The organism is Hymenobacter defluvii, assembly GCF_017589435.1.
GTDB lineage: Bacteria > Bacteroidota > Bacteroidia > Cytophagales > Hymenobacteraceae > Hymenobacter > Hymenobacter profundi.
The window spans coordinates 1-26,498 of record NZ_JAGETX010000009.1; the positions used below are offsets into that span (position 1 = coordinate 1).

The following is a 26,498-nucleotide window of genomic DNA, read 5'->3' on the forward strand; positions in this document are numbered from 1 at the left end:
GAGCTGGACTACTTGGTAGCGGACTTTTTTTCGATGCTCAGGCCCAGCTCCTGCTCGGCCACCCGGATCACGTTTTTATAATAGAGCACCTGCAACTCGGCTTGCTCCAGTTGTTGTTGCAACTGCTTGACCTGTCCAGTGAGCGCATCGGCATGCTGCACCACGTGCTCGACGAGCGTGGTGGGTGGCTTTTTTCGGTTGTCTTCCATGGCATGGATACGGGCCTGCTCTTCCTGGCGGACACGTTCCAACCACTTGGTCACGGTCGAGCGAGTGAGCACCTGGTACTTGCTCATCGCCGACTCAATCGTGTGGCGGCCGCAGGTAATCTCCTCGACCATCTGACGCATTTTCAGCTCGTGCGCCTGCTTGCGAAACAGAAATAAGTGTTCCATCTGACTGCGATTGATGGTCAACCTATTTTAGGACAAGACAGCGAAAATTCGGCGCTACGATTCTACTAGAAATGTCTGTGCTTACTCTTGCGCTACTCCTAAGAAGGCCAACCAGTTGTGGGTATGCGATGTCACTTCCCTACTGCTGGTAGGCGGACCCTGGTACTACCTAGCCACCTAGTACAATTCTTGTTTGTAATGGGTGGTAGGCTGGCACCCAGCCGCGTAGATGCCCATCGAACTGGTGCTCAAGGCGCCGGAACAGACCCTGACCCTATGCCAGCTTGCCCCGGCCTTATTGCCCATGTCAATTGGGGCAGCCAGTACACCAGCCATGTCTGTCGCTAGCGCATCGAATAGAGCCCTAGTTGTTGCTTGAAGTAAGTATTTGAATTGGAGGCTACGACCTATTTAGACAACGCCGCACAACAAATAAGATTCTAATAATTAGGCAGCTTTTCGTACGCTATTAATCCGATCTGGATAGCTTTGCCACCAGCCAGATCTTACTAAACTCAATTGAAGGTCGAAAACTTCAGATCATTATATCTCAATACTTTATGACTGCACCGGCGCAACCGGCGGAGAATACGATTGGCCTGAAAGGCATCGCCGACCTGATAAACTTAAATTTTCTGGTGCCGCAGTACCAGCGGGGATACCGCTGGACGCAAACTCAGGTTACGGAATTACTAGAAGACTTGCTGCACTTTCGGAGTACTGCCCCTCCCAACACCTTCTACTGTTTACAGCCGGTGCTGGTAAAGCGTCGGGGCGACCAGTGGGAAGTGATAGACGGGCAGCAACGACTTACTTCCATCTACATTCTTTACGAGTTTATTCAACAGAATTACCTGCGAGGTGGCAAGCCGTTATTCACGTTGGAATACGCTACTAGGCCTCAAAGCCAGGAGTTTTTGGAAAACATCAGCGCGGAGCAAGCTGACAACAACATCGACTTTCATTTCATGTATCAGGCGCAGGCCAGTATGAAAGACTGGTTCGAGGCGCAGCAAATACCCTCGCTGGCGGCAAATAATATCTTCTCGGTCCTGCTGGAACGGACGCAGGTCATATGGTACGAACTGGACCCCACGCAGGGCGGGGAACATGAAGCCTTTATTCGAATTAACTCGGGTAAGATTCCGCTGACCAATGCGGAGTTGATAAAGGCACTTTTTCTCAAGCGGGCACAGGTAGGAGATGATAATGACCAAAGACGCTTTGAACAGCGGCAGTTGGAATTGGCTACCGAATGGGACATGATAGAGGCGCGCCTCCGTCAGCCGGAGTTGTGGTATTTTCTGAATGAAAATGCGAGCAACAAGCCGACCCGCATTGAATTCCTGTTCGAGCTGCTAGCCAGCTTAGATGAGAATTCTGCGAAGGAAAAAGCGGCCAGACCAGACGACTACGCTACATTCCGCTACTTCAACGGCCTACTGCAACGGGCTAGTACCGAAAAGCTGCTGGATGAGTGGAAGAAGGTTAAGAACCTGTTTTTGCTGCTAGACGAATGGTATAATACCCGGGACTGGTACCATCAGCTGGGCTATCTGATAACAACGGGTACGCCGATATCCGAACTGGTTAAGGAAGCACATGACAGCACCAAAACGCAGTTCAAGAGCCACGTGCTTGAACAGATAAAATTGAGTGTAGCCGGGCCGTTGGAAGAATGGACGTACAGGGACGACTACACGAAACTCCGAAACGTGCTACTGCTACTCAACATTGAAACGTTACAGCAGAATCCTGGGGCCAGTTATCGTTTTCCATTTCAGTACTACAAGGGCAATGGTCAGGAGGCTCGGCGCTGGAGTTTGGAACACATTCATGCCCAAAGCTCACAGGGCCTGAAGGGCAAACAGGCGTATCAACAATGGCTGCGCGATGTAATTCCCTACGTAGCCGAACAGCCGGATATGCTACCAGAACAGACCGCCTTGACTGACGGGCAAGGAAGCGTATTGACAGCAGCACAGGTACTGACAGAGATAGAGCGGCTGCTCGAACAGACGAACATCGAAAAAGATGATTTCGAGCAGGTGCAGCGGCAGATTTTTTCGCTGTTGGGTCAGCCAGAAGTTCACACCATCGAAAACCTGGCGCTCCTGACTACTAACGACAACTCAGCACTTAGCAACAAAGTGTTTCAGCAGAAGCGCCAGCGGATAATAGAGTTGGAGCGCGAGGGGTCGTTCATTCCAATTGCCACGCGAAACGTGTTTCTGAAATACTACAGCAACGACTTCGATCATCTAAGCTACTGGACTGCCAATGACCGTAACAGCTATGCTCAGGCCGTCCGAAAGACGCTGATTGATTATCTAACCCCTATCACGGCCCCAGCAAATGCAGACTAATTACTACACTCTTTGGACGTTGCTGCAAAGCCCAGAAATCGAGCGTATTCAGGTGCCGATTATTCAACGGGACTATGCTCAGGGTCGTAACGATGAGAAAGCCAAAAATATTCGTGGGCGGCTGTTGGACGCACTTTATACAGCGCTGGAACAGAAGCAGCCGCTGACACTGGATTTCGTGTATGGCGAGTTGCATGATAAGACCCGGCTATTTGTGCCGCTCGACGGACAGCAGCGGATGACTACGCTGTTTTTGCTGCACTGGTATTTGGCCCTAGTAGATGGCAAGCTATTTGACGCGAAGGAAGCGCTCGGCAAGTTCACTTACGAAACGCGCATCAGCTCGCGGAATTTCTGCGAGAAGCTGGTAGCTACCGAACTCGGCCCTTGGAACACCTACCATAAGCTGAGCGATGCGCTACGTGATACGACCTGGTTTCAGCCGGCGTGGGAGCGTGACCCTACGGTAGCAGCCATGCTGACGATGCTGGATGCAATAGACAAACGCTTTGGTAAGGAGCAAAATTGGTTTGAACGGCTAACTGATGCCGAGCAGCCGCTTATCGGATTCTACTTTCTGGATATGCCGAAAGTGGGCCTCACCGATGACTTGTATCTGAAGATGAATGCGCGGGGGAAGCCGCTGACCAATTTCGAGAACTGGAAGGCGGAATTCGACTTGTTGCTTCAGTGTCAAAAATGGTTTGACTTACAAGCTGATTTCGGGCAGAAGGCAGATGGCGACTGGACAGATTTATTCTGGAATCATCGCCACGAGGGTTCGGATTTAGTTGATGGAGTCTTTGAACAGTACCTGCATTTCGTTACGCGGATGCTGGCTTATCAAGGCGGCGAAAGCAGCCCCGAATTGGCAGCCGGTCAGCTCAGCTTCCAGTGGTTTAGTAGTGTCTATTCCAAGCGGGAAAATGTGGTGTTCCTATTTCAAACACTTGATTTTCTGGCCTCGGCACAGAAAGATAAGCCGGCAGGAATTGCGAGCCTGCTGGAAAGGCTGTTAACGAAAGACACTGAGTCGGAACGAGTACGCCTGTTCGGTAACTCGCAAACGAATATTTTCAGCCAGTGCTTACAGGAGTTCAACCCGGCTCGTTTGCTCCAGGAGCAGGTGCTACTATTTGGACTGCTGACTTACGGGGCAACCGTAGCCACCGAGCAATTTTCAGACGCTGATGCCCGCAATGTGCTGCGTGTGTTACGGAATCTGTTGGAACGGGCGCGGCAGCAGCAAGACACACAAATCGGCTCTAACCTGCGTGTCGAAGATTTACCGGCCTTCACCACTGCCTGCGCGTTGTTGGCTACGGCTGAGGGCGGGATCTCGCCACAAGTTTATGAGCGGCTGGCAGCTGGCGTAGTGCTACCAAATCTGCGCCGTGGTGTAGATCATGAGCGCAATAAAGCGAAGCTGTTGATAGTACGGCCGGAATTAACTTCAGTGCTGCACGAATTGGAGAATCAAGCTGTATTCAGGGGCGACCTACACAACCTGCAACCAGTCGAGAATGCTGACTACTTGACGGTTTTCGGGCAAGCCGTACGAGAAATCTGGTCGGGTAATATTGCGCAGAGCAGCATTATTCGGGCTTGGCTGACGTTGGGCGACTATTCGATAAGTCAAGATAGATGGACTGGTGGCGCAGAAAAATACTTCTTCGGTAATGATGCGAACTGGTACACCGTGCTGGTGTTTGACTTAGGCAATGGCCTGAATGATATGCTATCAGCATTCCTGCTGGCTTATAATAAAGTACCGGGCAACACGCCCCAACTGAAGTTGGAAGAGATGGCAGCTGATTGGCTGGATAACAACCAGAATTTCAACGATTGGTGTTACTACTTCATCAAGTACCCCGAGATGACTGAAAACTCACAAGGGTACTTTGCTTGGAATTCTGATTTTACCCTACGCTTGCTGCGTCGGAGATCAATAGGTAGCTGGCATATCAACCCCTATGTTCACACAATTCTGCGGCGAGGTAAGGTGGCAAATGCGGTAGTATCTGAGCAGTGGGTTTATAATAACTGGCTAAGCCCACTGCGGCTCCGAGATATTCCCGGTGTAGCAAACACTGATTGGGAAACTGCTTTGTATTGCACGGATGAGGGATGGAAATTGACTTTGCCCAGCAATTATTCTCTGTTGCCGCAACTTGAAGTGGATTTTGACTTGCAGTTAGATTCGGATGGTAAATACCTGCTGCGGGCAACGGCAGAACAAGACCGTATCGAGCTGGCCGAAGAATTCATTGCGGCCCTCCAGGCGCAGGGCGTTGAATACAAAGTGCCTGTAATGGATCTTGGTGCAGCCAACGAGCCAGGTTAGTCGAACCACTAATGAAGAGTCTCGGCCAGTTCTAGCCGGGTCTCTTCCAGGTCAGCAAAGTAGGCTCCGCGGGGCAATAGCTCGGTTTTAAGTGTACTCCATCCGCTCTCGTTCAGGGTGTTGTCATACGGACTACCGGGCCGGCTCAGGCTGGCAATGTCCTGGGTGCGGTCCAGCAGTTGGGTAAAGGCGTCGCTGGTATACTGGCTGCGCCAGTCGACGTGCACGAGCAGGCCGGGTGGGGCTGACAGACGGCCATCGCCCGGTTAAGTGCGCTCATAATCAAGTCTTTATTCAGTGATTCGCTCACGTGCCAGCCCACCCCTACTGGGAGAAAGCAGCGCGTCAGCAAGCCAGGTGTGGCCCGTAGCCAGAGCCAGGTAGGTGATGTCGCCCACCCAAATTTGGTTCGGGGCCGTGGCCGCGGGCCAGGTGGCGAGCTTATTAGCGCCGGCGATGGCCTGCGGGTCAGCCTGAGTAGTGCGCGGGGGCCGGCTGCTGGCGTTAGCTGCTATGACCAGCGTGGGTGGCGAAAACGCGCTGAGCCGCCACTTGCTAGGCAGGCAGCGCGTTTTCGCCACCCACTTGCCCAACACAGTCTCGCTCATGCCAAATGCTTGCGCGATCCGTGTCGCCGCCTGACCGTCGGCGGATCGCCTCGGTCCGAAACGCTGCACCATACTTCGTTCACTGCCGTTCACCGGCTGGTTTTTCTGCTTCCATGACAAGGGAAAGTTACTTTCTCCATGTCCACTTTTACCCGACCACCTCACACTTTCTTCTAAAAAGGTAGTGGACAAAAATTCCGGAATCATAGCACGTAATTGCTATAAGAATGCCATGCGGTTAGTAAGGAATAGCTGCTATTCTCTAAATCCTCAGACTCATTCTGAGATGACAGTTTCCATCCAAAAGCAGATCAGCAGGTTAAGTGAATATATTCTATTATGAATTTTATTGATTTATATTAAAAATTATATAACTGATAATCAATTAATTATACATTATTACGAATACAGTATAACTGTACTGACAACTTTTTTAGTGTTAGTGCCGATACAATCCTCATATTTGTAAAATAAAATACAGCATAACTATACTGATGATTGCTTTGCAGGAACTTGTCGACATTGTTTCCGGGGCTACGCTTCGGGAGAAACCAACCCCTGAACCCAATGGCTCCACCTACGTCATCCAAGTACGCGACGTTACCAGCCCCTACAACGAGCTGGCTGACGACCCGCTCCGCACCGAACTGCCCTCCGTCCCGAAGCAGCAGCTCCTGCAGCCCCACGATATCCTGTTCCTGGCAAAAGGGCCCCGCAATCCGGCCGTACTCTATACTAAGCCCTGGCCCCGAGCCATTGCTATGTCCTTCTTCTTTCGCCTCCGCGTCTATGACCCGACTACTGCCGATGCCGGCTACCTGACCTGGTACCTTAACTCTACCCCAGGGCAGGCTGCTGTCCAAAGCCTCCGCCAGGGTAGCAGTGTCGCTGGCATCACCAAGCCCATGCTAGGCTGCCTCGAAATCCCGGTGCCCAACCTGCAGGTCCAGCGCCACATTGCCCACGTCGCCGACGCACTCCGCCGTGAGGCAAAACTCGCCGATAACCTACGCGGAAAACGTGCCTGGGCTATTGAACAAGCACTTTTAAACCAAATAACTTCCTCATTATGAATGATGATCAACTAATTGTCAAGACCAATCTTGACCCGCTACAAGCCATTTGCAGATTCCTTATTGAAGGAATTGTCAATAAGATAGAAGTGGTCAAATCGGACACAGCCTATACTATGTCGCCTGATCTTCAAACAAGTAAGCTTATGCAATTGAAGAGCATCCTGAGCGAGCTTAAAGATGTTAAGAACAAGCTGGACATCATGCACGGTCAACTACTAAAGACCGATGCACTTGATTATGCTTCGCTTGATGCTGTCTATCCAGATTTCAAAGTAAAAGCACAGGACCTGCGGGCCGAGCTCATCATCATATACAACCGCAACATTTAATCACACTTGCACCATGACTAGAAAAGAAGTTCGCGCGCACGGGCATCGTCTTCATAAGCAGATAACGAGCATGTACATGTCAGCCGAAGATCTGCCGGAGGACAATGTAAAAAGAATCACTGCTATCGATGAGCTCGACAAAATAAAGAACGAGCTACATGAGCTGGAAATAGATCTAGAGGCTCCATCAGATGCTCTAGTTGATAGCGAAGCAGGTGTGCCTTTGCTCAACAAAACATCGAAGAATTTCCATGCCATTGAGCGTGGGCTAAATGCATTGCACCAGGAGTTGCGTGATGTAGTTGATAGAGCATCAGAATAATAAAAAGCCAAACTAAATATCACCAAAGCCCGCCTGGCTCCCCTCCTCCCCCTGGAGAAGGGGCCGGGGGTGAGGCCCACCAACCCATGACCCGTCCAACCCAAGATCAGATCAACGCTGCCCTCTGGCGCGCCTGCGACACCCTCCGTGGCCCCGTCGACAGCACCGAGTACAAGGATTACATCCTCATTTTTCTGTTCGTCAAGTACATTTCCGACGTCTGGAACGACAAGCGCGAGGAACTGCGCGCCCAGTACGGCGATGACGAAACCCTGCTCCAGCGCAAGCTCGGCCGCGAGCGGTTCGTCCTGCCCGAAAAGTCCAGCTTCCAGTACATCGCTGACAACCGCAACGATGCTGACCTAGGCGACCTTATTAACAAGGCCCTGGCTCGAATCGAGGATGCCAACAAGGCCAAGCTCGAGGGTGTATTTCGCGGCGTTGATTTCAACAATGAGTCCCGCTTGGGCTCGGCCAAGGACCGCAACCGCCTGCTCCAGCACCTCATCAGCGACTTCGACCAGCCCGTGCTCAATTTCAGCCGTGAAATTTGGGGCGATAAGCGCGAGGATATCGTGGGCAATGCTTACATGTACCTCACCGAGCGCTTTGCCAACGGTGCCGGCAAGAAGGGTGGCGAATTCTACACGCCTCACGCTGTGAGTGAGTTGCTGGCCAAACTGGTAGCTCCCCGCGAAGGCGACCGTATATACGACGGCATGACGGGCTCCGGTGGCTTGCTCATCGAGGCGGCCCAGGCGGCACGCGACGACCAGGGCCAGCCCACCCGCAACTTCGCCCTCTACGGCCAGGAAATCAACGGTAGTACCTTCGCGCTGGCTAAGATGAACATGTTCCTGCACGGATTCGACTCGGCCCGCATCGAGCGCGGCAACACGCTCACCAATCCGCTGCTGCTTGAAGGCGGCCGCCTCATGAAGTTCGATGTGGTGGTGGGCAACCCCCCGTTCTCCCTCGACAAGTGGGGCATCGATGTGGCCGAAAACGACCTGCACAACCGCTTCAGCCGCGGCCTGCCGCCCAAAAGCAAAGGCGACTACGCCTTCATCCTGCACATGATTGAAAGCGCCACCGAGGGCCGCGGCCGCGTGGGCGTCATCGTGGCCCACGGCGTGCTGTTCCGGGGCTCCTCCGAAGGGGCTATCCGCAAGCGCCTCATTCAGGAAAACCTGCTCGATGCCGTTATCGGCCTGCCTGGCAACCTGTTCTTCGGCACCGGCATTCCGGCCGCCATCCTGCTGTTCCGCAAAGACCGGGGCGACAAAAAGGACGTGCTGTTCATCGACGCCAGCCGCGACTTTGAGGCCGGCAAAAAGCAGAACCGCCTGCTCGACGAGCACCTCCAGCACGTGGTGGACACCTACCAGGCCTACGACTCGGTGCCGCGCTACGCCTACCGCGCCACCCTGGCCGAAATCCAGGAGAACGACTACAATCTGAATATCGCCCGCTACGTCGACACCTTCGAGGCCGAGGAAGCCGTGGATGTGCAGCAGGTGCAGCGCGAAATCCGCCAACTGGAAACCGACCTGTCCGGCGTGCGCCAGGAATTGGATGGGTATCTGAAGGAATTGGGTATTGAACTGTAAGCGGGCTGTATGAAGAATCTACCTAAAGGCTGGACGGCTTGTGAAGTCAGTACAGTAGCCGAGGTGAATCCTCGCAAACCCAAGGCGGCGCCTGAGGAATTGGTCAGCTTCGTTGGTATGGCTGATGTATCGGAGGAGATGCGCCTGGTTAATCATGCGCCCAGGCCATACGCTGAAGTAGCCAATGGCTTCACGGGGTTTGAAGACAACGACATACTGGTTGCCAAAATCACGCCCTGCTTCGAGAATGGCAAAGGCGCCTTGGTAACGGGTCTTACCAATGGCAAGGGCTTTGGCAGCACTGAATTTCACGTAGTGCGGGCCGAAGATGAAAGCACGCGCCGGCTACTGTACCATCACTTCAGCACGCATGAATTTCGAGTGCGCGGCGAAGCAAACATGACGGGTAGTGCCGGGCAGAAGCGTATTCCCACATCATTCATTAGCAAGTACGTGGTGCCTCTGCCTCCACAAGCAACGCGTGAGAAGATTGTAGCTATCCTCGATGCCTGCGACCGGGCCATTGACGGCACCGACAAGCTGCTGGAGAAGCAGGAGAAGCGGTTTGACGTCTTGCTGCATGGTCTGCTTGGTGATGAAGCGGGTAAGTTACTGGAGCGTGCCACCAGTTGGCCAATGACACCGCTCGGTGAGGTAGGCGAAGTGGTAAGTGGTGGCACTCCTGACTCGGCTAATCGTGCGTTCTGGGATGGTGATGTAGCTTGGTGTACCCCTACGGACATTACCGCTCTAAAAGGAGACAAGTACCTGTCTGGCACGGCCCGCAGCATCACGCCGCAAGGGCTGGCAAATTCATCAGCCAAGCTACTACCCGTAAATTCAGTGTTGGTCTGCACCCGCGCTACCGTCGGAGAATGTGTTATCAATACCATTCCGGTTGCCACCAATCAGGGTTTCAAAAATATCATTCCCCACAGCATACAGACCGAGTTCCTGTACTACGCGCTAATGGCACGGAAGCAGAAGCTTATCAGCTTGGGCAGCGGGAGCACCTTTCTGGAAGTATCTAAAAAGGACTTTGTAAAGCTCGAAATCCCGACGCCTGATGATGCCACGCAAACGGCAGTGTCTCGCGTTTTAGCTGCTGCTGACCGCGAAATAGCTATCAGTAAGCTGCTTATTCAGCAGCACCAGCAGCAGAAAAAAGGGCTGATGCAGCGGCTGCTGACAGGCCAGGCTTTCATCCACTAACTCCCATCATCGATGCCCGCCATCTACCTCACCGACTTCGTGGATTTCGTGGCCCGTAGTGGCCAGCCCAAGCTCACCAAAGTGCAGGAGCTGTTCTCGCGCCCCAACTACCACCCGGCCACCGACTTCTACAAGCCGCTGCGGGATGGTCTGCGCGAGCATCACCGCCAGGCCGGCACCCGCGCCGAGCTGCCCGGCCTGTTGCCGGCCCTCTCGCCCGACGTCCGCAAACAAGCCAGCTATGCCCTGCGCTTGGCCGGCTACGGCCGCTTCTGGGGTCGGCGCACGCTCAGCTGGTTCGAGCCACCCACCGCCTGCTGGCAGCACGCCACCCTCGACGTGAAGGTATCGCCCCACCTGGGCCTGCGCATCAACGACCAGCCCCACCTCATTCAGGTCTGGTTCAAAGACGAGCGCCTTAAGCCTACCCAGGTGCAACTCATCCTGAGTGTGCTCGAAACCGAGCTGGCCCCGCACACGCCCGTTGGCACCGCCTTTGGCCTGCTTCAGCTCAGCACCGGCAAGCTCCACGTAGCCGGCCCCCGCCGCCCCGACCTCGACCTGCTCCTTGCCGGTGAAGCCGATTCTTTCCTCCGCATCTGGGATGGCCTGGAGCAGCGGGCGGCGTAGGCTCATCCTCTCGCATCAACTATTTACCACCAAACCAATCTAATTTTTATGTACCATTCAGTTATTCCCGATGGCCAAAATGGTCATTATCACATTACCAAAGTTGGAGACTTCGAATTCGTTAGGCCTCTTGAAAAGTTAATGGAGCTCTTTATACCGTCGCGCATCCGATTCCTCAAGGCTGCAATAGATGTAGAAGCCAAAACAGGTGTAGGAGCAGGTATTCCTGAAGAAACATGGATGAAGGTCCTGCTAAGGGAGGCTATGGAAGCGTGGGAGGAAAAGAAAAAAGAGTACATGACTACGAAATCACCGCAGGCACTTTGGGACGTGTTGGCAGCTGGGTCTAAAAAAGACCAGGTAAAAGCTCTGCGTGGTCTTGCTCTTTCTTGGGATGAGTTCTTTGCCTTCGTATGCCAGGCCGGTGAGAACTTGGGCTTTACCTATAGCTCCTACAGAGCGCACCTAGACCACAAGGGACTCGATAGAACCAAGCTGCCCCGGTTAATACGCCTACACAAAAACAATGCAGTGGAGTCAGTAGGGCCTACCACACTCACTCCCGGCCAGCTAAAGCAGGTGATTACTGCTAGGAAGGTGATTAATGCCAAATTCCTGGATAAAGGCGACGAATGGCACTGCTTTTTCTACACCGAAAAAAGCATTGCTGGCAAGGAGAACTACCAGGGTGAACAACCCCATATCCACTATATCTCCAGTAAGTGGGGCATACCCCGAGCGGACATTATTGCAGCAATCCAGAGCGGAAACTACAAGGCAACTCCTGTTCATATTGATTTAATCAAGCGTCATCAGGACGAAGAAGACGAGGATTAATGTCTAAGTGTAATCTTCAATCATAATGCCCAATCCACGCCGCCGCGGCTCCCCCTCTCCCTGAGGAGAGGGGGCCGGGGGGTGAGGTCCTACTACCGCCATGTCCACGAACTCCTACGCCGAAAAATCCGACGCCGAAACCCCCGCCCTGCGCTTTTTGCAGCGCCTAGGCTACCAGCTACTCACCCCCGAGCAGGCAATGGAGGCGCGCGAAAACCGCCCTCATGCCGTGCTACTGGAAAACATCCTGGCCAAGAAGCTACGTGAAATAAATGGGTTTGACTACCTCGATACCCGCTACGAATTCTCCGAAGCCAGCATCCAGCTGGCTGTCCAGGCCCTGCGCGACATTCCCGACGAAGGCCTCGTGCGCACCAACGAGCAGGTGTACGAATTGCTCACCCTGGGCAAAAGTGCCCCCGAAACCGTGCAGGGCGACACCAAGAGCTACACTCTGCGCTACATCGACTGGGCCGAGCCCCGCAACAACGACTACCACGTAGTGCCCCAGCTGCTGGTGCAGGGCGCCCAGCACAAGCGCTGGCCCGACCTCACCCTCTTCGTCAACGGCATCCCCTTCGGCATCATCGAGGCCAAGCGCCGCGACGGTAACCATACCGTAGAAGAGGGCATCCGTCAGCACGTGCGCAACTACGACTACGAGGAGGGCATTCCGCGCCTCTACCACTACGCCCAGCTGCTGCTGGCCCTACAGCCCAACGAGGTGCGCTACGGCACCACTGGCGCAAAGCTCGATTTCTGGTCGGGTTGGCGCGAGCAGGGCCAATCGGAGGCCAGCCTGGAAGCCGCCGTGCAGCGAGTGCGCCTGCGCAAGCTACCCGGTCTGCCCCCCGAGCCCACCGATACCCTGCCCACCGAGCAGGACCGCCAGCTCTACTGCCTCTGCCGCCCCGAGCGCCTGCTGGAGCTCATCAACCGCTTCACCCTCTTCGATGGCGGCGTGCGCAAAGTCGCCCGCTACCAGCAATACTTTGCCGTGCGCAATACCCTGGAGCGCGTGCGCACCCGCAACACGGCCAGCGGCCCCGAAGGAGAGGCTCCGGCTTCGCGGCGCGGCGGCATCATCTGGCACACCCAGGGCTCCGGCAAGTCGCTTACCATGGTGCTGCTGGCCAAGGCCCTGGCCCTGCAGCCCGATATCCTGCGCCCCCGGGTGGTGCTCGTCACCGACCGCCGCGACCTGGACCGCCAGATCCGCAAAACCTTCCAGCAGTGTGGTAAGGAGGTAGCCCCCGCCCGCAGTGGCCAGCACCTCATCGAACTGCTCCAGGACCGCCGCGCCGACGTCATCACGGCCATCATCGACAAGTTCGACACCGCCCTGCGCGGCCGCGAGTTCCAGGACCCCGACGCCAACATCTTCGTCCTCATCGACGAGAGCCACCGCAGCCAGTTCGGTAACCGCCACCAGAAAATGCGCCGCCTGTTACCCTCGGCCTGCTATATTGGCTTCACCGGCACGCCCCTGCTCAAAGCCGACCGCAGCACCGCCCGTCGCTTCGGCGGCTTCATCGACAAGTACACCATCCGCCAGGCCGTGCACGACGGGGCCGTACTGCCCCTGCTCTACGAGGGCCGCCACCTGAGCTTCGACATCAACGCCCTACCGCTGGACAGGGGCGTAGACCGCGTAACCGAGTCCCTGCCCGAGTACCAGGCCCAGACCATCAAGCAGCGCCATGCCCGCCGCGTTACCCACCTCTACGGCAGCCCCCAGGTCGTCGAGGAAATTGCCCACGACATTGCCAAGCATTACACCGGCACCTGGCAGGGCACCGGCCTCAAGGCCCAGCTGGCCGTCACCAGCAAGCGCGTGGCCGTGCTCTACCACCAGGCCTTTCAGCGCCTGGCCAAAACCAACCCCGCCCTGCGCATCAACTCCGCCGTCATCATCTCCCCCCCCGACCGCCTGCTCGCCGCCGATGAGGATGTGAACGTGTACGAAGAAGCCGACCAGACCGGGCTTGTCAAGCGCTTCTGGGACGAAACCGTTACGCCCTACTACACTTCTCCCGAGGCCTATGAGGAGGATATCATTGACCGATTCAACTCGTCGTCCGATGAAGTGGAATTGCTCATTGTGGTCAGTAAGCTGCTCACCGGCTTCGACGCGCCCCGCAACACCGTCCTCTACCTAGCCCGCCACCTCGAAAGCCACACCCTGCTCCAGGCCATTGCCCGCGTCAACCGCCTGTTCACCGGCAAGCAGTTCGGCTACATCATCGACTACGCCCACCTGCTCGGCCACCTCGACAAAGCCCTGACGGACTACGACGAGCTGCAGGGCTTCGACGAGGAAGACCTACTCGGCACCGTCACCAACGTCGATGAGGAAGTCGAAAAGCTGCCCGACCACCACAGCGCCGTCTGGGCCCTGTTCCCTCGGGAGCTCAACCGCCCGGCCCTGGACCTCGAAGCCCTGGAGCGCCACCTGGCCCCCGCCGACCGCCGCGACGAGTTCCGTGCCTGCCTCTCCCGCTTTGCCCGCACCCTGCAGATTGCCCTGTCCGTGGCCGTGCCACCGGCTCACCTCAACCTCGATTACTACCGCCAGCAGCTGGCCCTGTTCACCACGCTGTGGCGTTCCGTCAAGGCCCGCTACGCCGATGATCAGGATTTCCGGGAGTACGAGGCCAGCATCCGTAAGCTGCTCTACACCCACGTTGGCGTGGTCGATATTGAGCCTATGGGGGAGCCCATCAGTATTTTCGAGCAAGTCGGAGAGCAGCAGCCCGAGCCCGCCGGTCCCGCCAAATCCCGCGCCTCCAAAGCCGACTTCATCGCCCACAACCTGAAGAAGGTCATTTCCGAACGCCTCGACCAGGACCGGGTGCTGTACGAGAAGTTCTCCCGGCTACTCCAGACCGCTATCAACGACTTCCACCAGCAGCGCACTTCCGAGGTAGAATACTTGCGCCAGGTGCAGGAGCTCACCAGCCTGGTAGGTCAGGGGTATGATGCCGGCATTCCAGCTGCTCTGCGCCACCAGCCCGAAGCCCGCGCCCTGTTCAACACGCTCAAAAAGGCCCTGAGCGAAGTGTCCGCCGTAGCTCAGCCCGCCCCCGAGCAACTGGCCTCGGTGGCCCTGGAAGTCGAACAACTGCTCCGCACCCTGCTCATCCGCGACTGGCGCCGCAACCCCGACGTCCAGAACCAGATGCACAACGCCGTAGAAGACTACTTCCTCGACCACCAGGTAGAGCTCGGCCTTGCTCACCTCATCGAGAAGGATAAATACGACCTGCTCGATAACCTCTGGGACCGTACCCTGGAAGTCGCCCGCAACAACTTCGCATGAGTATCGCGCTACACCATGTCTCCTATGGCACCCGCGAGTTGGGTTTTCAGCTAAGCTACTCTGCCCGCCGCCAGACCGTAGGTATCACTGTCCTGCCCGACGGCCGCATCAATGTCACGGCCCCCACCGATACCCCGCTCGAACAGGTGCAGGCCGCCGTGCTGCGCCGTGCCTCCTGGCTAGTAAGCCAACTGCAGTTCTTTGCCTCCGTACCAGCCCCAGTTGCCCCCCGCGAGTACGTAGCAGGCGAAACCCACCGCTACCTCGGCCGCCAGTACCGCCTGCGCATTGTGTCGCTGGTTGAGGAGTTCAAATCGGAAGTAAAGAAGCCCGTCGAGGCAGAGGGCGTGCTCCTGCGCGGGGCTTACCTAAACGTGTACACCCGCCGTCCCCAGGTGCCAGACCACACCCGCCGTCTGCTGGAGCGCTGGTATGCCGACCATGCTCGCCGCCGCCTCACTGAGCGCTATGCCCACTGCGCCGAACAGGTGCGCCGCTATGGCATCACTGCCCCCGAGTGGCAGCTGCGCACCATGCCCACCCGCTGGGGCAGCTACACCCGTGCCGGCCGTATCCTGCTCAACCCCCGCCTCATCCAGGCCCCCACTGCCTGCATCGACTACCTCATCATGCACGAGCTCTGCCACGTCGCCCATCCTCACCACGGCCCCGAGTTCTACCAACTACTTACCCGTCTGCTTCCTACTTGGCCCACGCTACGGGCGCGGTTGAACAAGTATAGTTAGCCTACTGTAAATGAATTATAATCAAAAACATCAACGAATAAGTTGAACTTATCGTAAATATCCATAGTTTTGATATCCAAAGGCCTACCTCCGCTTTCCCAAGTCGAACAATACCTGCGCGACTTTAAGGAAAAACTCCAGTTCTTCGGTTTTATCATCGTTGACCGTGATAAAAACAGTTCCAAAACGCTGCTCCAGCTCGGAATTAACGGCAGTAATGTTCGCGACTGCTTACTCGAGCTCCAAGCTACCGATTACTTTCAAGGTCCCATGCCTAACCAGCTAGCTGGTAATCCTGACGTATGGGTGTTCGGTCATGCTTGCCGCGGCCAGGAAATGTATATCAAAGTTCATCTCGGACGCCCCAGCCGTTCAGTCATCTGCATCTCGTTTCATTTGGCCGAGCATCCTATTCGATACCCACTCAAGCCCTGCCCTCCCCAAACGCTTTAACCATGATTAAGCCCCGCATCGAAAGCCCTTTCTCCGATGGTGATGCCACTCTACACTGGGAGGCCGATACGCAGGCATTCCGCAAGGAAGAGTTCCATTATTGCTACCATTATTACGAGTGCGACGAAACCGGCGAGCGTTTTGTCACCCCCGAGTTGGCCAATCTGAACACAGCTCAGATTTACAACCAGTACCGGTCCAAACACCGCTTTTTGTTTCCCGACCAGATTAAGGCTCTGCGCGAGCAGTATGAGCTGACGGCTGCCCGCATGTCCCTGGTGCTCGATTTAGGTGCCAACCAGTACCGGCACTACGAAGATGGCGAAATGCCCAGCGCCTCCAATGCCAATCTGCTACGGCTGGCCTCTGACCCCGCCGCTTTCCGCCGCCTAGTCGATGCCCACCAAGCCGACCTGCGTCCCACTGAATACCAGAAGTTGTGCAGTCGACTTGACCAGCTCAGTCAGCCAATTGCTTCATACGGCCAGGCAGCAGGCTTGCCCGTATCCACCGCCTTAGCTGAAGAACCCAACGAATTCACGGGTTTCGCAACCCCTGATTTTACCAAGTTTGCCGAAATGGTGCTCTTCTTCTTCCAGCCCCTCCGCCACTTGGGTACCGTCAAGCTCTGGAAGCTTATGTTCTACTCCGATTTCTGGCATTACCGCCTCACCGGCAAAGCTATATCCGGCTTCCGCTACCAAGCGCTTCCACATGGCCCTGTACCCCGTCAATACGAAATGCACATCGGCGCCATGGTAGATGAGCAGTTACTCAATCGGGTCATCGATACCGACCGTATCCGCACCGATGGTAATGGTCCCGTTATCTGGTATGCCCCAGCTCGCCCTTCCCAAACTGAGGTATTTACTGCTTCCGAACACACTGTATTGCAAGAGGTACTTCAAAAGCTGGGCTACAAGAAACGTTCGGAGGTCGAAGACCTCAGTCATGAAGAACAAGCTTGGCAGGACAACGAAGCTACTTTTGACCGCATCAGCTACCAGGCCTACGCCTATGATCTAAAGGCCTTGCTCTAATCAGTGCCTGAGCAATGCCATACCATTTAATGAACCTTGTATTATTTAAATGACTTAGCCCCTTTAACACGAAAACCGCCCGCCACGGGATGTGACGGCCGGCTTCATTCGCTCAAGTGCAACAGGCTCGATTTCTCAGGTCAGCGCCCGTTTGCCCTCGTTGAGAACCACCGGTTAGCCACCCGTGGCCCTCTCTCTTGCGACAATTCGTTTCGCGAAAGTAGTTGCTTTTTACGCAATTCGTCTCCTCGCGTTCGATTGTCTGGCTCGGTGTGCCCTCCCGTTGGGGGTAGTAAATCCTTTAAGTACAGTCAGAAATTATGGGCAAAAATGTCCACGTAACCCCCCGCCCCAACGGCTTTGCCGTCATCACAGCCGGCGCGCAGCGCGCCTCCGTTGTCAAGCCTACCCAGGCCCAAGCCATTGCCGTAGCGCGCTCCCAGGCTGCCCGCAATGGTAGCGAGTTGGTCATCCACCGTCCCAATGGGCAGATTCGGGCTAAAGACAGCCACGGCCGCGACTCGCGTAACATCCCAGGGTAATTCAAATGAGTAGCGCCACCCCTCAGCGGGTGGCGCTACTCATGCGCCTGCGCGAACGAGTTGCTAGCTCTATATGCCTTTTTACGCCTTTTCAAGTCTTTGGTACTATGCCTAACTATGACTACCTCACGCCGGCGGAAAGTCCGGCCCAACGCATTGCCCGCAAAAACGGAATTTTCGCGCTGCTCGACCAGATTGGTCAAGAGTTGGAAATACCTGAAAGTCGTTACCTGGAAGCAGAAAAACGCTACAACAGCATTATTGCTTACCTCAACGGCTGTCCCGTGCTTAGTAGGTTCAACCCCCATGCTTTCCCGCAAGGCTCATTCGCGCTCGGCACTACGGTGCGTCCGTTGCACGGCGAAGAGTACGACCTCGATTTTATATATCTGTTGCGCAAGGCATACCCTACCACCTACAACGAGCAGCAGGTATACGACTTTCTGTTTGCCCGTCTGAAAAGTAGTGGCATTTATGCGGGCATGGTCGAGCTGAAGAAGCGTTGCGTGCGCATCATCTATGCCAACGAGTTTCACCTCGATATTACCCCAGCTGTCAACAAGCATTCCTGTCCGCAAGGTAGCATCTATGTGCCCGACCGAAAGCAGCGTATTTGGAAGCCATCTAATCCACAGGGTTACGTTAACTGGTTTAAGCCCATTGCTGCACTGACGCCGCGCATCAGTCAACTCGAAAAGTCTTTTTCAGAAGGTCGGCACTTGGTCACGTTGGCTTCGGCCGAGCCGGTGCCCTCGCAGCATGAGCCTCGTGGCATTCTGCGGCGGGCCGTGCAGTTTATGAAGCGCCACCGCGACGTGTATCGTGAGAACAATCCGCACCAGGCCGATTTCGTGCCCATTTCCATTATTATTACCACGTTGGCTGCTCATGCTTACCGTACTGTAGTTAGCTTAGGTGAGTATGAATCGGTGTTCGACGTGCTAGAAGCGGTGGTGCGACTAATGCCGCAATTCATTGAAGTAAGTCAGGGCTGGCCGGATACGCGGACTTACACAGTGAAAAACCCCACGATTGACGGTGAGAATTTTGCCGACAAATGGCAGAATGATGAGGGAAAATACTATAAGACTTTCATGGCTTGGCATCAGGCCCTGCAAAGTGATTTGCTCAAGCTACAGAGCCTGCACGGGCGCGACGAGCTGCAAAAAACTCTACAGCTCACCCTTGGCGGCTCGGAAGTAATGCGAGTATTCGCCCGTCAGGTGCAGCAAGTATCGCAGGCCCGTGCTACCAACCAACTGGTGGTTCCGAAGCCAGCCCCTCTCGTCGCAGCGGCTGCCCCGCTGGTAGTGCCTCGTAATAATTTTTACGGTCGTTAGGCCATGTTCCAAGGGATCAGGCCGCTGACACTGGCTCAACAATTAGGCTCCCTCCGGCAAGACTGGCCGGAGGGACAAGGCCAGTTGACTAAGCACGGGCTAAGCTGGCTGATACCGCTCCAGCCCACTCCGCTCAGCCGCATCTACGTTATTCGGCTTACCTATTCTGCGCTTGGCCAATGGCCCCATGTCCACGTCGTCAGCCCATCGCTGCGGGCGCTGGCTGGTACTCGCAAGATTCCGCATCTGTACTGCCAGCGCACTATTCAACTCTGCCTGTTCGCACCCTGGCTACGCGAGTGGAAGCCTCAGCAGCGTATTTCGCGCACCTTAGTGCTGTGGGCTAAAACCTGGCTTTACTACTTCGAAGACTGGTTAGTCACCGATGATTGGCAGGGTGGTGGGATAGCGCATTAGCTTATTGCTGCTGGTAGCATTCAACCCTTATTGTCATTTTTTATGTCCAAAAGTACCCAAATTGCTCAGCCAGCTTCATCTGCTTCACAGCCTCAGCGCAAAAAGATCAAGCCTAAAGTGGAGAAGCAGCTGTACGTCCGAGCTGGTGGGCGTTGCCACATCTGCAACACGTATTTGTTGGAAAGCACTGATATAGGTTACTATCAGTTAAACCGAGGCGAGATGGCTCATATTGTAGGACAGAGCCAAGGCCCAAAGTCTCCTCGTGGTAATCATTCCCTCGCCAAAGAGCTACGTGATGAAGTAGATAACCTATTACTGCTCTGTGCCGACCACCATCATACTATCGATGATGTTGTGGCTAGGGGTGATTATACGGTTGAGCAGCTACACGAAATAAAGCGCCGTCATGAAGACCGTATTCTGCATGTAACCGGCCTGTCAGCACATAGTAGCAATACTACTATCGTCCGAATGCTGGGTAGTATCCGTGGTTACACTACACATCTTACCCGCGCCGAATGCAATAGCGCCACTATCTGGCATAATCCCTCTCGGTTCGCTGACTTCGCCCTCGATATTAACCGGCAAGGCACCGAAATAAACTTGGTGCCCTTTGATAACCCCGAAGGTGACGTTGAATTTTATTACAAGAATGTGCGCAAGTGCATAGATAGCGGCCTTAAATACATACGGCAGGGTATTGCTGAGAGGCAAATCGAGCACTTATCAATTTTTGGCTTTGCGCGCATTCCGGCGCTAGTTTACCTGGGCTTTAGCCTCGGCAATAAAGTCGGCAACACTTTATTTCAGCGTCGGCGTGTGGACGATAAGCATTGGCACTGGCAGGTTGATGCGCCAACCCATTCTTTCGAATGGCAGCTTATACAAGCAGGTAATGATTCCAAACGGGTTGCCGTAATCCTGAATGTTAGCGGAACCATTCACCCCACCGAGCTTCCAGAGCACATTGACGACAGCTATTATGTTTTTTTAATTACGGTAATAGGTATTACTCCTAGTCCCGATGTCATATTATCGGTAGAATCATTAGACAATTTTCGCTTGTGCTACCGCCAATGGTTGGCTCACCTGGAAAATGGGCATAAGCTTGCGCCTGAAATTCATTGCTTCTCTGCCATTCCCTGTGCTATTGCCATTGCGTGTGGTTTAGACTTAATGCCGAATGCTCATCCGGCTCTAGTAGTGTATGACCGTATGCCTCGTGATTTTGCAATTGCCCTAACTGTGAATGAATAATTGGCCTTGGACATTTTCTAAACGGTCCCCGTAAAATGTCCAAGTAGGATGTCTTCAGGTCAGCTGTTCCCGGCCCAACTGCCCCAGCATGGGCAGACACCATGCACTTCAGTGTCCCCGGGTTCTTTCTGCTGGGCCCAGCAGCGAACAGCACTTCAGCCATTCACGCGAGTAGAGCACTTGCCGCTGCCTACTGCCAGCCTCGTGGCCTTGCTCAAAGGGGTGGGGCAAAAGTTGATGGCTGTTCGTTAAGTTGGCAGACTGGAAACTCCTTGGCTCTTTCCCGCACAGCGTAGCTTGTCAGCGAAGCGAGCAAGAGGAGCCGTGTGCAACCCGTACCCCCTGTATGCTACCTCGCCCGCTCGCCTGGCTCCTGCTGTACTTGACGATGTGCGTGACGACGCCCCTGGCCGCCAGGCCCCGGCTGTTGTCGCCCGCCGCAACTGTTCGCCTGGTGACCTGCGCTCCCGGCACGGAAACGTATGCCTTGTTTGGCCACTCCGCCCTGCGTATCACCGACCCCGGGCAAGGGCTGGACCACGTCTACAATTACGGCACCTTCGACTTCCGCACGCCGAATTTTTATGGGCGCTTTCTGCGCGGGGATTTACGCTATTTTCTGTCGGCCACCTCGTTCGCCACGTTCTATGCGGCCTATCAGGCGGAGCAGCGCCCCCTCACCGAACAGGTCCTGGCGCTCCAACCAGCGGAAACACAACGAGTATATGACGAGTTGGAAGCCACGCTGGCCTCGCCGGCCCGCTTCTATCGGTATCAATTCTTTGCTGATAACTGCACGACCCGCTTGTATGAGCTGATCACGCGCAGCGTGACCGGCTCGCTGCAACTCGACTCCACTTACGTACCCGTTGGGCAAACCTACCGCCAGCTGTTGGCGCCGTACCTGGCCCCGGCTCCCTGGGTCAAGGTAGGGATGAATCTGGGGTTGGGCTGGCCCGCTGACCAACCCACCGTCTTCCGACAACGACTCTTTTTACCCACGGAGCTAAGTCAGGCATGGGCACATACGAGCCGGCAGCACCGCCCTTTTGTGACGCGCACCCGTTCCCTACTCGCCGCTCCGATCCTCCCGGACCAATCGCCGGGCTGGGGTACGCCTGGGCGAGTCTTGGGCAGCTTGGCTATCCTGTTTGCCCTCGCCGCCAGCCTACCGGCCCGCTATTCCCTGCTTGCAGCGGTGCTAGGGCGCGGCGTACTGGCCGTCGTGGGTCTGACCGGGTGTCTCATCGCGGGCCTGCACCTGTTTTCGCTGCATACGCCGGCGCACTACAACTACCAACTGTTGTGGCTGCTGCCCACACATCTGCTCGTGGCGGTCTCCCCCGTGCGCCGCTGGTGGCGGCTCTATGCGACGGGGGCCATCGGGCTGTTGGTGATAGGCAGTCTCCTGGGGTACGGGGTGTACTACGCCCGTCTGCTGCCGGAGATCGGGTGGCTGCTGGGGGTACTGTTGGGCCAGTTGCTGCTGCTTCGAAAGCAGCCGTTCGGCGTTGTTCAGCAAACGGGTGCGTGAACGCATGAACGGGCGAGCCCTTCACTCAACCCATCACCCTTCAGAGATAGATCAACAAGTGAACGATGATCAGGAGAACGTTTTCATCCGAAGCGAGCTAGGGAGCAAGAGCGAAGATCCGTCTTGTATCCTTACTTCAACACAGGATCGTGTTATGATAAGAGTAGATAGATGAGAGATCTGGGTATTAGTGTGTTGTGTCCTTACGTAGTACGCTGGCTCCTCACCCGTTTCCGTGCGAAGAACCAGCGTGCTTCGTCTAGATTCCCGTACTTTTCACCGTCACAATCGGCTTGGTTTCGTCACAGAGGATCAGGTGGGGTTGGGTCTGCAGCAACGCCGCCGCGTCTTTGTAGGCAAAGTCGAATTCCTGCAACAGGCTGCTGTCAAACTCGCCCTGTCGGTTGAGCAACTCCGGGAAGCGTTGCCGGTAGGCGTCCTTCTCGGCTTTCTTAAGCGAATGCCAGTGCTTGAGCGTATCCGTGCGGCTATAGCGGCGACCGGCCCCGTGCGCGCAGCTCCAGAGCGCTGAGGCCAGCGACGGCTGCCAGCGGTTGGGCTTGACGATGAGCGAGCCGCGACTCATCGACAGCGGGATCACTACCTCCACGTCGCCGACCAACTGCGTGCTGCCTTTACGATGGAGGACGCCGGCGGGCGTAAACTCGAGCAGGTTGTGGCAACTGTCAGCCACCACGGGTGTCCCGGCTCGGACATAGCCGTTGCGTTGCAGAAAGTCGTAGGTCTTTGCCAGGAACTGCTGACGTCGGCTGGCTGCATACGCCAGCACCCGCGCGTACTCACGCCGATAGGCCGGCGTCGCGAGCGCCAGCGGCAACCACTCCTGCCCAGGATTATGCTGCTCTAGTAAGCGGCAGTTCTCCTGATATAGATAGATGCCCAGGTTGCGGCTACCCGTGTGCACGATCACATACAGGTACTCCTCCGACGCTTCGAGCGCGAGGAAGTGATTGCCGCCGCCCAGGCCTTCATCGGTCATGTGGTGCACCTCCCGCTCCAGAGCGCGATAGTGTTGGACTTTGTCGAAGGAGCGGAGCACGTCCTGTAGGGGAATGCGCAGGTAGGCCACCCCGCAGCCTAGATCCTTGCCCGTGACCAGCGGATAGAAGACATCGGTGGTGTGGAAGGCCACCCCCACGGGGATGGCGCGTTCGGAGCAGTAGTGAATGTCGGGAAACACGGCGATCTGCCCGATGCGTTCGTGTTGCTCGAAATGGAGAAGGGATTGTAGCGCGTGCTGCTCCACGCCGCTACGATCCGTAAAATAGACGGTGTTCACCAGGTCTTCTTTACGTGATAAGAAAAGGACGCGCGCCGGGAAGCAGCCGCAAAAAGGGCGCGCGAGAAGGGAGCCTCAGCATGGGCTCGCACAAAGCTACACTAAATCCGTTCGGCAGAAAAGCAGGTGTGAGCTTCCTACTGCAAGAAGTCCGTTAGCCGGAGCGAAACCCCTTATTGTATCATTTCACAAACGTCGGTTGATAAAAGAGTGCGTCGAAGCGCTAGGACATAAAAAATATTTCATAATACATTGATATCCAAATTGTGATAGAACTCAACTTTCTTTGTCTTATCCTTTCCGCGAACGTGGTTTCGGGTCTAGGTGAAGCAGGTGTTGGTAGTGGCTCACGAGCGATGGGTCGAACGGTTCACGCGCAAAAAGAGTTATGCTGTCGGGGCTTTGTCGGATCAACCACGTCTCGTTCCTACCCCAGAAAATGAGGTCTTCCGGAAACGCCGGGTAAGCAGCCACCTGCAATACTTCGCACAACATGGCCGTCGGCAGCATGTGCTCGACTTCTTCCAGCATGTGCACCCATTGCTGGCGATATCCCGCCGCCCAGACCTCCGCCCACACGGCGCAATCTTCGACTATTCCATCAAAGCTTGATGCCTGCCGTTGGAACCCCTCGTAGTAACCGCCGTTTTCGTCCAGTGTAAAATCCGCTTGGTAGTCGGTGGCGGCGCACCGGAAGTGACGGACAGGGGTGTCGGCATCCGGCTCCCAGTAATCGGGTTCGTAGCGCGTAACCGGTGGGCGTAGCCACCGGTGGTGCACCTTGGCATGGACCAAGCTGAAGTAAATGGGCGTTAACCCGGCATAGAGGACCAGACCCGCATAATCCCGCTGAAAGGCTTGTAAGGCCGCACTGGGAACGAGTCCGGCGTTGTCAAATGCCTTCGCCAACTCCTGTGGGGTATGGTAAGGGTCCGTGCGCCGTTCTTGTTGGTGTAAATAAGTAGTTGCTCGGGGCGTTAGGTTCATTGGTTCGTTCCACGAGTGGCCTTCGTACAGCAGAGCAGTGAATGATCGGGTGGCTTCTACCCTCTAAAACAATACCCCTTTGAGTCATCAGCAGCCTATAGCCTAAACAATCGCTCGGTTTTGACGCAAGGAGGTAGGCTCACTGTTGAACCCTGCTGTTGCCTTGCTGTTGCCCTGCCTACATGTTGCAATAAAGCAACAAGTACTGGCTTTCTGCAGCGGTGTTCAAAAGAGGGTAGCGTACTCTCTATTCCTTGCTGCTTCAAAAAAGCTAACATGTCGTTAAGGTGTCGAGCGTGATCGGATCGGGGTATTGTCGAAATATCAGCTGCGAAAAGCGCCCTTCGAAGCGCTTTGCTATAAAAGTTACATACTAAGGAGGGTGGTCCTCAAGCTGTAACATGGGACTTAAGCACCGCTCGTCTACCGCTGGCTTGTTGTGGGTAATGAAAAAGCTTCGCCTATTGACGGAGCTTTCAACTATATGCTAGGTCTGTGCCGGGTTAGCGCACGAAGAAACCTTTGGCCAGCCAAGTGTCCACGTTCTGCGAGCGCACAAAGCGGGTTTCCACATGGCCCCACGCATCCACGTGGTACATGATGGTCTTGCCCACCTCGCGGGCCTGTAGCGCCGCCAGGTGTTCGGCCGGTGACAGGGAGGGAGCGGGTGATTCCGCGGGTTTACGCACCCGCGAGCGTTTGGTAGAGTCAGACATAGTAGAATAACACGCCGACCATCTGAAGGTTCCTGCTCCCTGCACCGTCGCTCGTCACCACTAGGTAGGACAAAGCGGGGCAAAGCCTTTGCTACGCTTAATTATGGTACATCTAAATCTTTTTAGTTGTTACAAGCCCAGCTTCTGGGCGGCATTGTGCTGGCGTACGTTATCGAGGCGGGTGTAGCGGCGGATCATCTCGGAGGTCTTATGCTTGGTCTGATTCATCACCTCCGAATCATCCGCCCCCGCCAGCTTGGCTACTGTGACAAACGAGGCCCGCAACGAGTGGGCCGAGAACTTCGCGCCTAGGTACCGCTGCACGATCAGGTTCAAATGATGGTCCGTCAGGCGCCGCTCGGTGAGTCGTCCGCCTTTACGGAAGGACACAAACACGGGTCCCTCCGTGCGATTCAGCCGCTGCAACCACGCCTGCAGGGTACGGATGGGGCAGAGTTTGAACTCGGGGGAATAGAAGATGGCCTTCTCTTCGGCCGCGCCCAGTTGGTTGGTCTTACTCTTCGTGAGGTTGACAATGAGTCCTTCCTCCGAGAAGGAAAGGTCTTCGATATTCAGCGCCGCCAGTTCCGAGCGGCGGAAGGCGCCGGTAAAACCCAGCAGCAGAATTACTCGGTCACGCAACCCAAATAAGCTCGTCGCATCCATGCTTTTTACCGTGCGTTTGAAGGTGGCCAGCGTAAAAGCCGGCGCTTGTTTCTGGCGCACGCCCTTCAGGCGACTGATGCCTTCGAGCAGTACTTTGAACTTCTTGTCATCGGTAGGCGAGTCCAGTCCCTTCAAAGCATGGGCCTTGGAGATGGCCGCGCAGTGGCGCTGGATGGTGGCCACCTTTTTGCCCGATTCCGCCAAGTGGGTGATGAAGCCGGCGAGCGTATCGACCGACGCCGGTAGCGGCTCCAACGCATGTTCTTGGCACCACGCGCCGAAGCGCTTCAAGTCGCCAGCGTAAGCCTTGGCTGTGTTGGGTGCGCCCGACAAACCGGCCGCCACATACTTGGCCGTGTGCTCGGTGAGGTCGACCAACGACAGACTAGAGGTCTTCGGAGCCGAGGGAGCGGGCAGCTGTTTCATGCGACCTATATATATAGGAGTGG

At 55.6% G+C, this 26,498-nt stretch carries 24 protein-coding genes; 17 read left to right on the top strand and 7 right to left on the bottom strand.

The genetic code is table 11. The features are described from left to right. Nucleotides 1-8 precede the first annotated feature (8 nt). Nucleotides 9-395: a hypothetical protein gene (locus J4D97_RS15205; protein ID WP_243900341.1), complete on the bottom strand. Its 387-nt coding sequence runs from the start codon at nt 393-395 to the stop codon at nt 9-11. Between the two features lie 560 nt (nt 396-955). On the opposite strand from J4D97_RS15205, the gene J4D97_RS15210 reads away from it, so the two are divergent. Beyond that, nucleotides 956-2,761, top strand: coding sequence for a GmrSD restriction endonuclease domain-containing protein (locus J4D97_RS15210; protein ID WP_208308281.1), 1,806 nt, complete (start codon nt 956-958; stop codon nt 2,759-2,761). Beyond that, nucleotides 2,751-5,105 (top strand): DUF262 domain-containing protein, encoded by a 2,355-nt coding sequence (locus J4D97_RS15215; protein ID WP_208308282.1) that lies wholly within the window; start codon nt 2,751-2,753, stop codon nt 5,103-5,105. Before J4D97_RS15210 ends, J4D97_RS15215 begins: the two co-directional genes overlap by 11 nt. Nucleotides 5,106-5,113: 8 nt before the next feature. On the opposite strand, the gene J4D97_RS23875 is transcribed toward J4D97_RS15215, so the two are convergent. Both J4D97_RS23875 and J4D97_RS15225 read right to left on the bottom strand, forming a co-directional pair. Next, the gene (locus J4D97_RS23875; RefSeq protein WP_208308283.1) at nt 5,114-5,332 is read right to left on the bottom strand and encodes an integrase core domain-containing protein; all 219 of its coding nucleotides are present in this window, start codon (nt 5,330-5,332) and stop codon (nt 5,114-5,116) included. 63 nt (nt 5,333-5,395) lie between these two features. After that, nucleotides 5,396-5,713: a hypothetical protein gene (locus J4D97_RS15225; RefSeq protein ID WP_208308284.1), complete on the bottom strand. Its 318-nt coding sequence runs from the start codon at nt 5,711-5,713 to the stop codon at nt 5,396-5,398. Nucleotides 5,714-6,216: 503 nt separating this feature from the next. On the opposite strand from J4D97_RS15225, the gene J4D97_RS15230 reads away from it, so the two are divergent. The 15 genes from J4D97_RS15230 to J4D97_RS15305 all read left to right on the top strand — a co-directional run bounded on the left by J4D97_RS15230 (nt 6,217) and on the right by J4D97_RS15305 (nt 22,380). Beyond that, on the top strand, nt 6,217-6,786 hold the full coding sequence (locus tag J4D97_RS15230; RefSeq protein ID WP_208308285.1) for a restriction endonuclease subunit S: 570 nt from the start codon (nt 6,217-6,219) through the stop codon (nt 6,784-6,786). Then, nucleotides 6,783-7,118: a hypothetical protein gene (locus J4D97_RS15235; protein WP_208308286.1), complete on the top strand. Its 336-nt coding sequence runs from the start codon at nt 6,783-6,785 to the stop codon at nt 7,116-7,118. Before J4D97_RS15230 ends, J4D97_RS15235 begins: the two co-directional genes overlap by 4 nt. A 13-nt stretch (nt 7,119-7,131) precedes the next feature. Then, nucleotides 7,132-7,440: a hypothetical protein gene (locus J4D97_RS15240; protein WP_208308287.1), complete on the top strand. Its 309-nt coding sequence runs from the start codon at nt 7,132-7,134 to the stop codon at nt 7,438-7,440. Between the two features lie 86 nt (nt 7,441-7,526). Then, nucleotides 7,527-9,050, top strand: coding sequence for a type I restriction-modification system subunit M (locus tag J4D97_RS15245; RefSeq protein WP_208308288.1), 1,524 nt, complete (start codon nt 7,527-7,529; stop codon nt 9,048-9,050). A gap of 9 nt (nt 9,051-9,059) precedes the next feature. After that, a complete protein-coding gene (locus tag J4D97_RS15250; protein WP_208308289.1) occupies nt 9,060-10,262 on the top strand; it encodes a restriction endonuclease subunit S in 1,203 nt (400 codons plus the stop codon). Nucleotides 10,263-10,274: 12 nt separating this feature from the next. Beyond that, on the top strand, nt 10,275-10,892 hold the full coding sequence (locus tag J4D97_RS15255; RefSeq protein ID WP_208308290.1) for a hypothetical protein: 618 nt from the start codon (nt 10,275-10,277) through the stop codon (nt 10,890-10,892). Nucleotides 10,893-10,940: 48 nt separating this feature from the next. After that, nucleotides 10,941-11,729, top strand: a complete 789-nt coding sequence (locus J4D97_RS15260) for a hypothetical protein (protein ID WP_208308291.1) — start codon at nt 10,941-10,943, stop codon at nt 11,727-11,729. Between the two features lie 100 nt (nt 11,730-11,829). Continuing rightward, nucleotides 11,830-15,048, top strand: a complete 3,219-nt coding sequence (locus J4D97_RS15265; protein WP_208308292.1) for a type I restriction endonuclease subunit R — start codon at nt 11,830-11,832, stop codon at nt 15,046-15,048. After that, the gene (locus tag J4D97_RS15270) at nt 15,045-15,794 is read left to right on the top strand and encodes a M48 family metallopeptidase (RefSeq protein ID WP_208308293.1); all 750 of its coding nucleotides are present in this window, start codon (nt 15,045-15,047) and stop codon (nt 15,792-15,794) included. The genes J4D97_RS15265 and J4D97_RS15270 overlap by 4 nt, the downstream gene beginning before the upstream one ends. A 455-nt stretch (nt 15,795-16,249) precedes the next feature. After that, complete coding sequence (locus J4D97_RS15280; RefSeq protein WP_208308295.1) at nt 16,250-17,287, top strand: type II TA system antitoxin MqsA family protein; 1,038 nt, start codon at nt 16,250-16,252, stop codon at nt 17,285-17,287. 320 nt (nt 17,288-17,607) lie between these two features. After that, the gene (locus tag J4D97_RS15285; protein WP_208308296.1) at nt 17,608-17,829 is read left to right on the top strand and encodes a DUF2188 domain-containing protein; all 222 of its coding nucleotides are present in this window, start codon (nt 17,608-17,610) and stop codon (nt 17,827-17,829) included. A gap of 107 nt (nt 17,830-17,936) precedes the next feature. Then, nucleotides 17,937-19,169: a nucleotidyltransferase domain-containing protein gene (locus J4D97_RS15290; RefSeq protein ID WP_208308297.1), complete on the top strand. Its 1,233-nt coding sequence runs from the start codon at nt 17,937-17,939 to the stop codon at nt 19,167-19,169. 3 nt (nt 19,170-19,172) lie between these two features. Further along, nucleotides 19,173-19,586, top strand: coding sequence for a hypothetical protein (locus J4D97_RS15295; protein WP_208308298.1), 414 nt, complete (start codon nt 19,173-19,175; stop codon nt 19,584-19,586). A gap of 42 nt (nt 19,587-19,628) precedes the next feature. Further along, complete coding sequence (locus J4D97_RS15300) at nt 19,629-20,846, top strand: SAVED domain-containing protein (protein ID WP_208308299.1); 1,218 nt, start codon at nt 19,629-19,631, stop codon at nt 20,844-20,846. A gap of 346 nt (nt 20,847-21,192) precedes the next feature. Continuing rightward, complete coding sequence (locus J4D97_RS15305) at nt 21,193-22,380, top strand: DUF4105 domain-containing protein (protein ID WP_208308300.1); 1,188 nt, start codon at nt 21,193-21,195, stop codon at nt 22,378-22,380. 259 nt (nt 22,381-22,639) lie between these two features. Here J4D97_RS15305 and J4D97_RS15310 read toward each other — a convergent pair whose 3' ends face one another. The 4 genes from J4D97_RS15310 to J4D97_RS15325 form a co-directional block, all read right to left on the bottom strand. Beyond that, nucleotides 22,640-23,680 (bottom strand): RtcB family protein, encoded by a 1,041-nt coding sequence (locus tag J4D97_RS15310; RefSeq protein ID WP_208308301.1) that lies wholly within the window; start codon nt 23,678-23,680, stop codon nt 22,640-22,642. Between the two features lie 291 nt (nt 23,681-23,971). Then, nucleotides 23,972-24,589, bottom strand: coding sequence for a hypothetical protein (locus tag J4D97_RS15315; protein ID WP_208308302.1), 618 nt, complete (start codon nt 24,587-24,589; stop codon nt 23,972-23,974). Between the two features lie 581 nt (nt 24,590-25,170). Then, nucleotides 25,171-25,383: a hypothetical protein gene (locus J4D97_RS15320; RefSeq protein WP_208308303.1), complete on the bottom strand. Its 213-nt coding sequence runs from the start codon at nt 25,381-25,383 to the stop codon at nt 25,171-25,173. Nucleotides 25,384-25,512: 129 nt separating this feature from the next. Then, entirely contained in the window at nt 25,513-26,475 is a 963-nt protein-coding gene (locus J4D97_RS15325; protein WP_208308304.1) for a site-specific integrase, read from the bottom strand. Nucleotides 26,476-26,498: the final 23 nt, after the last annotated feature.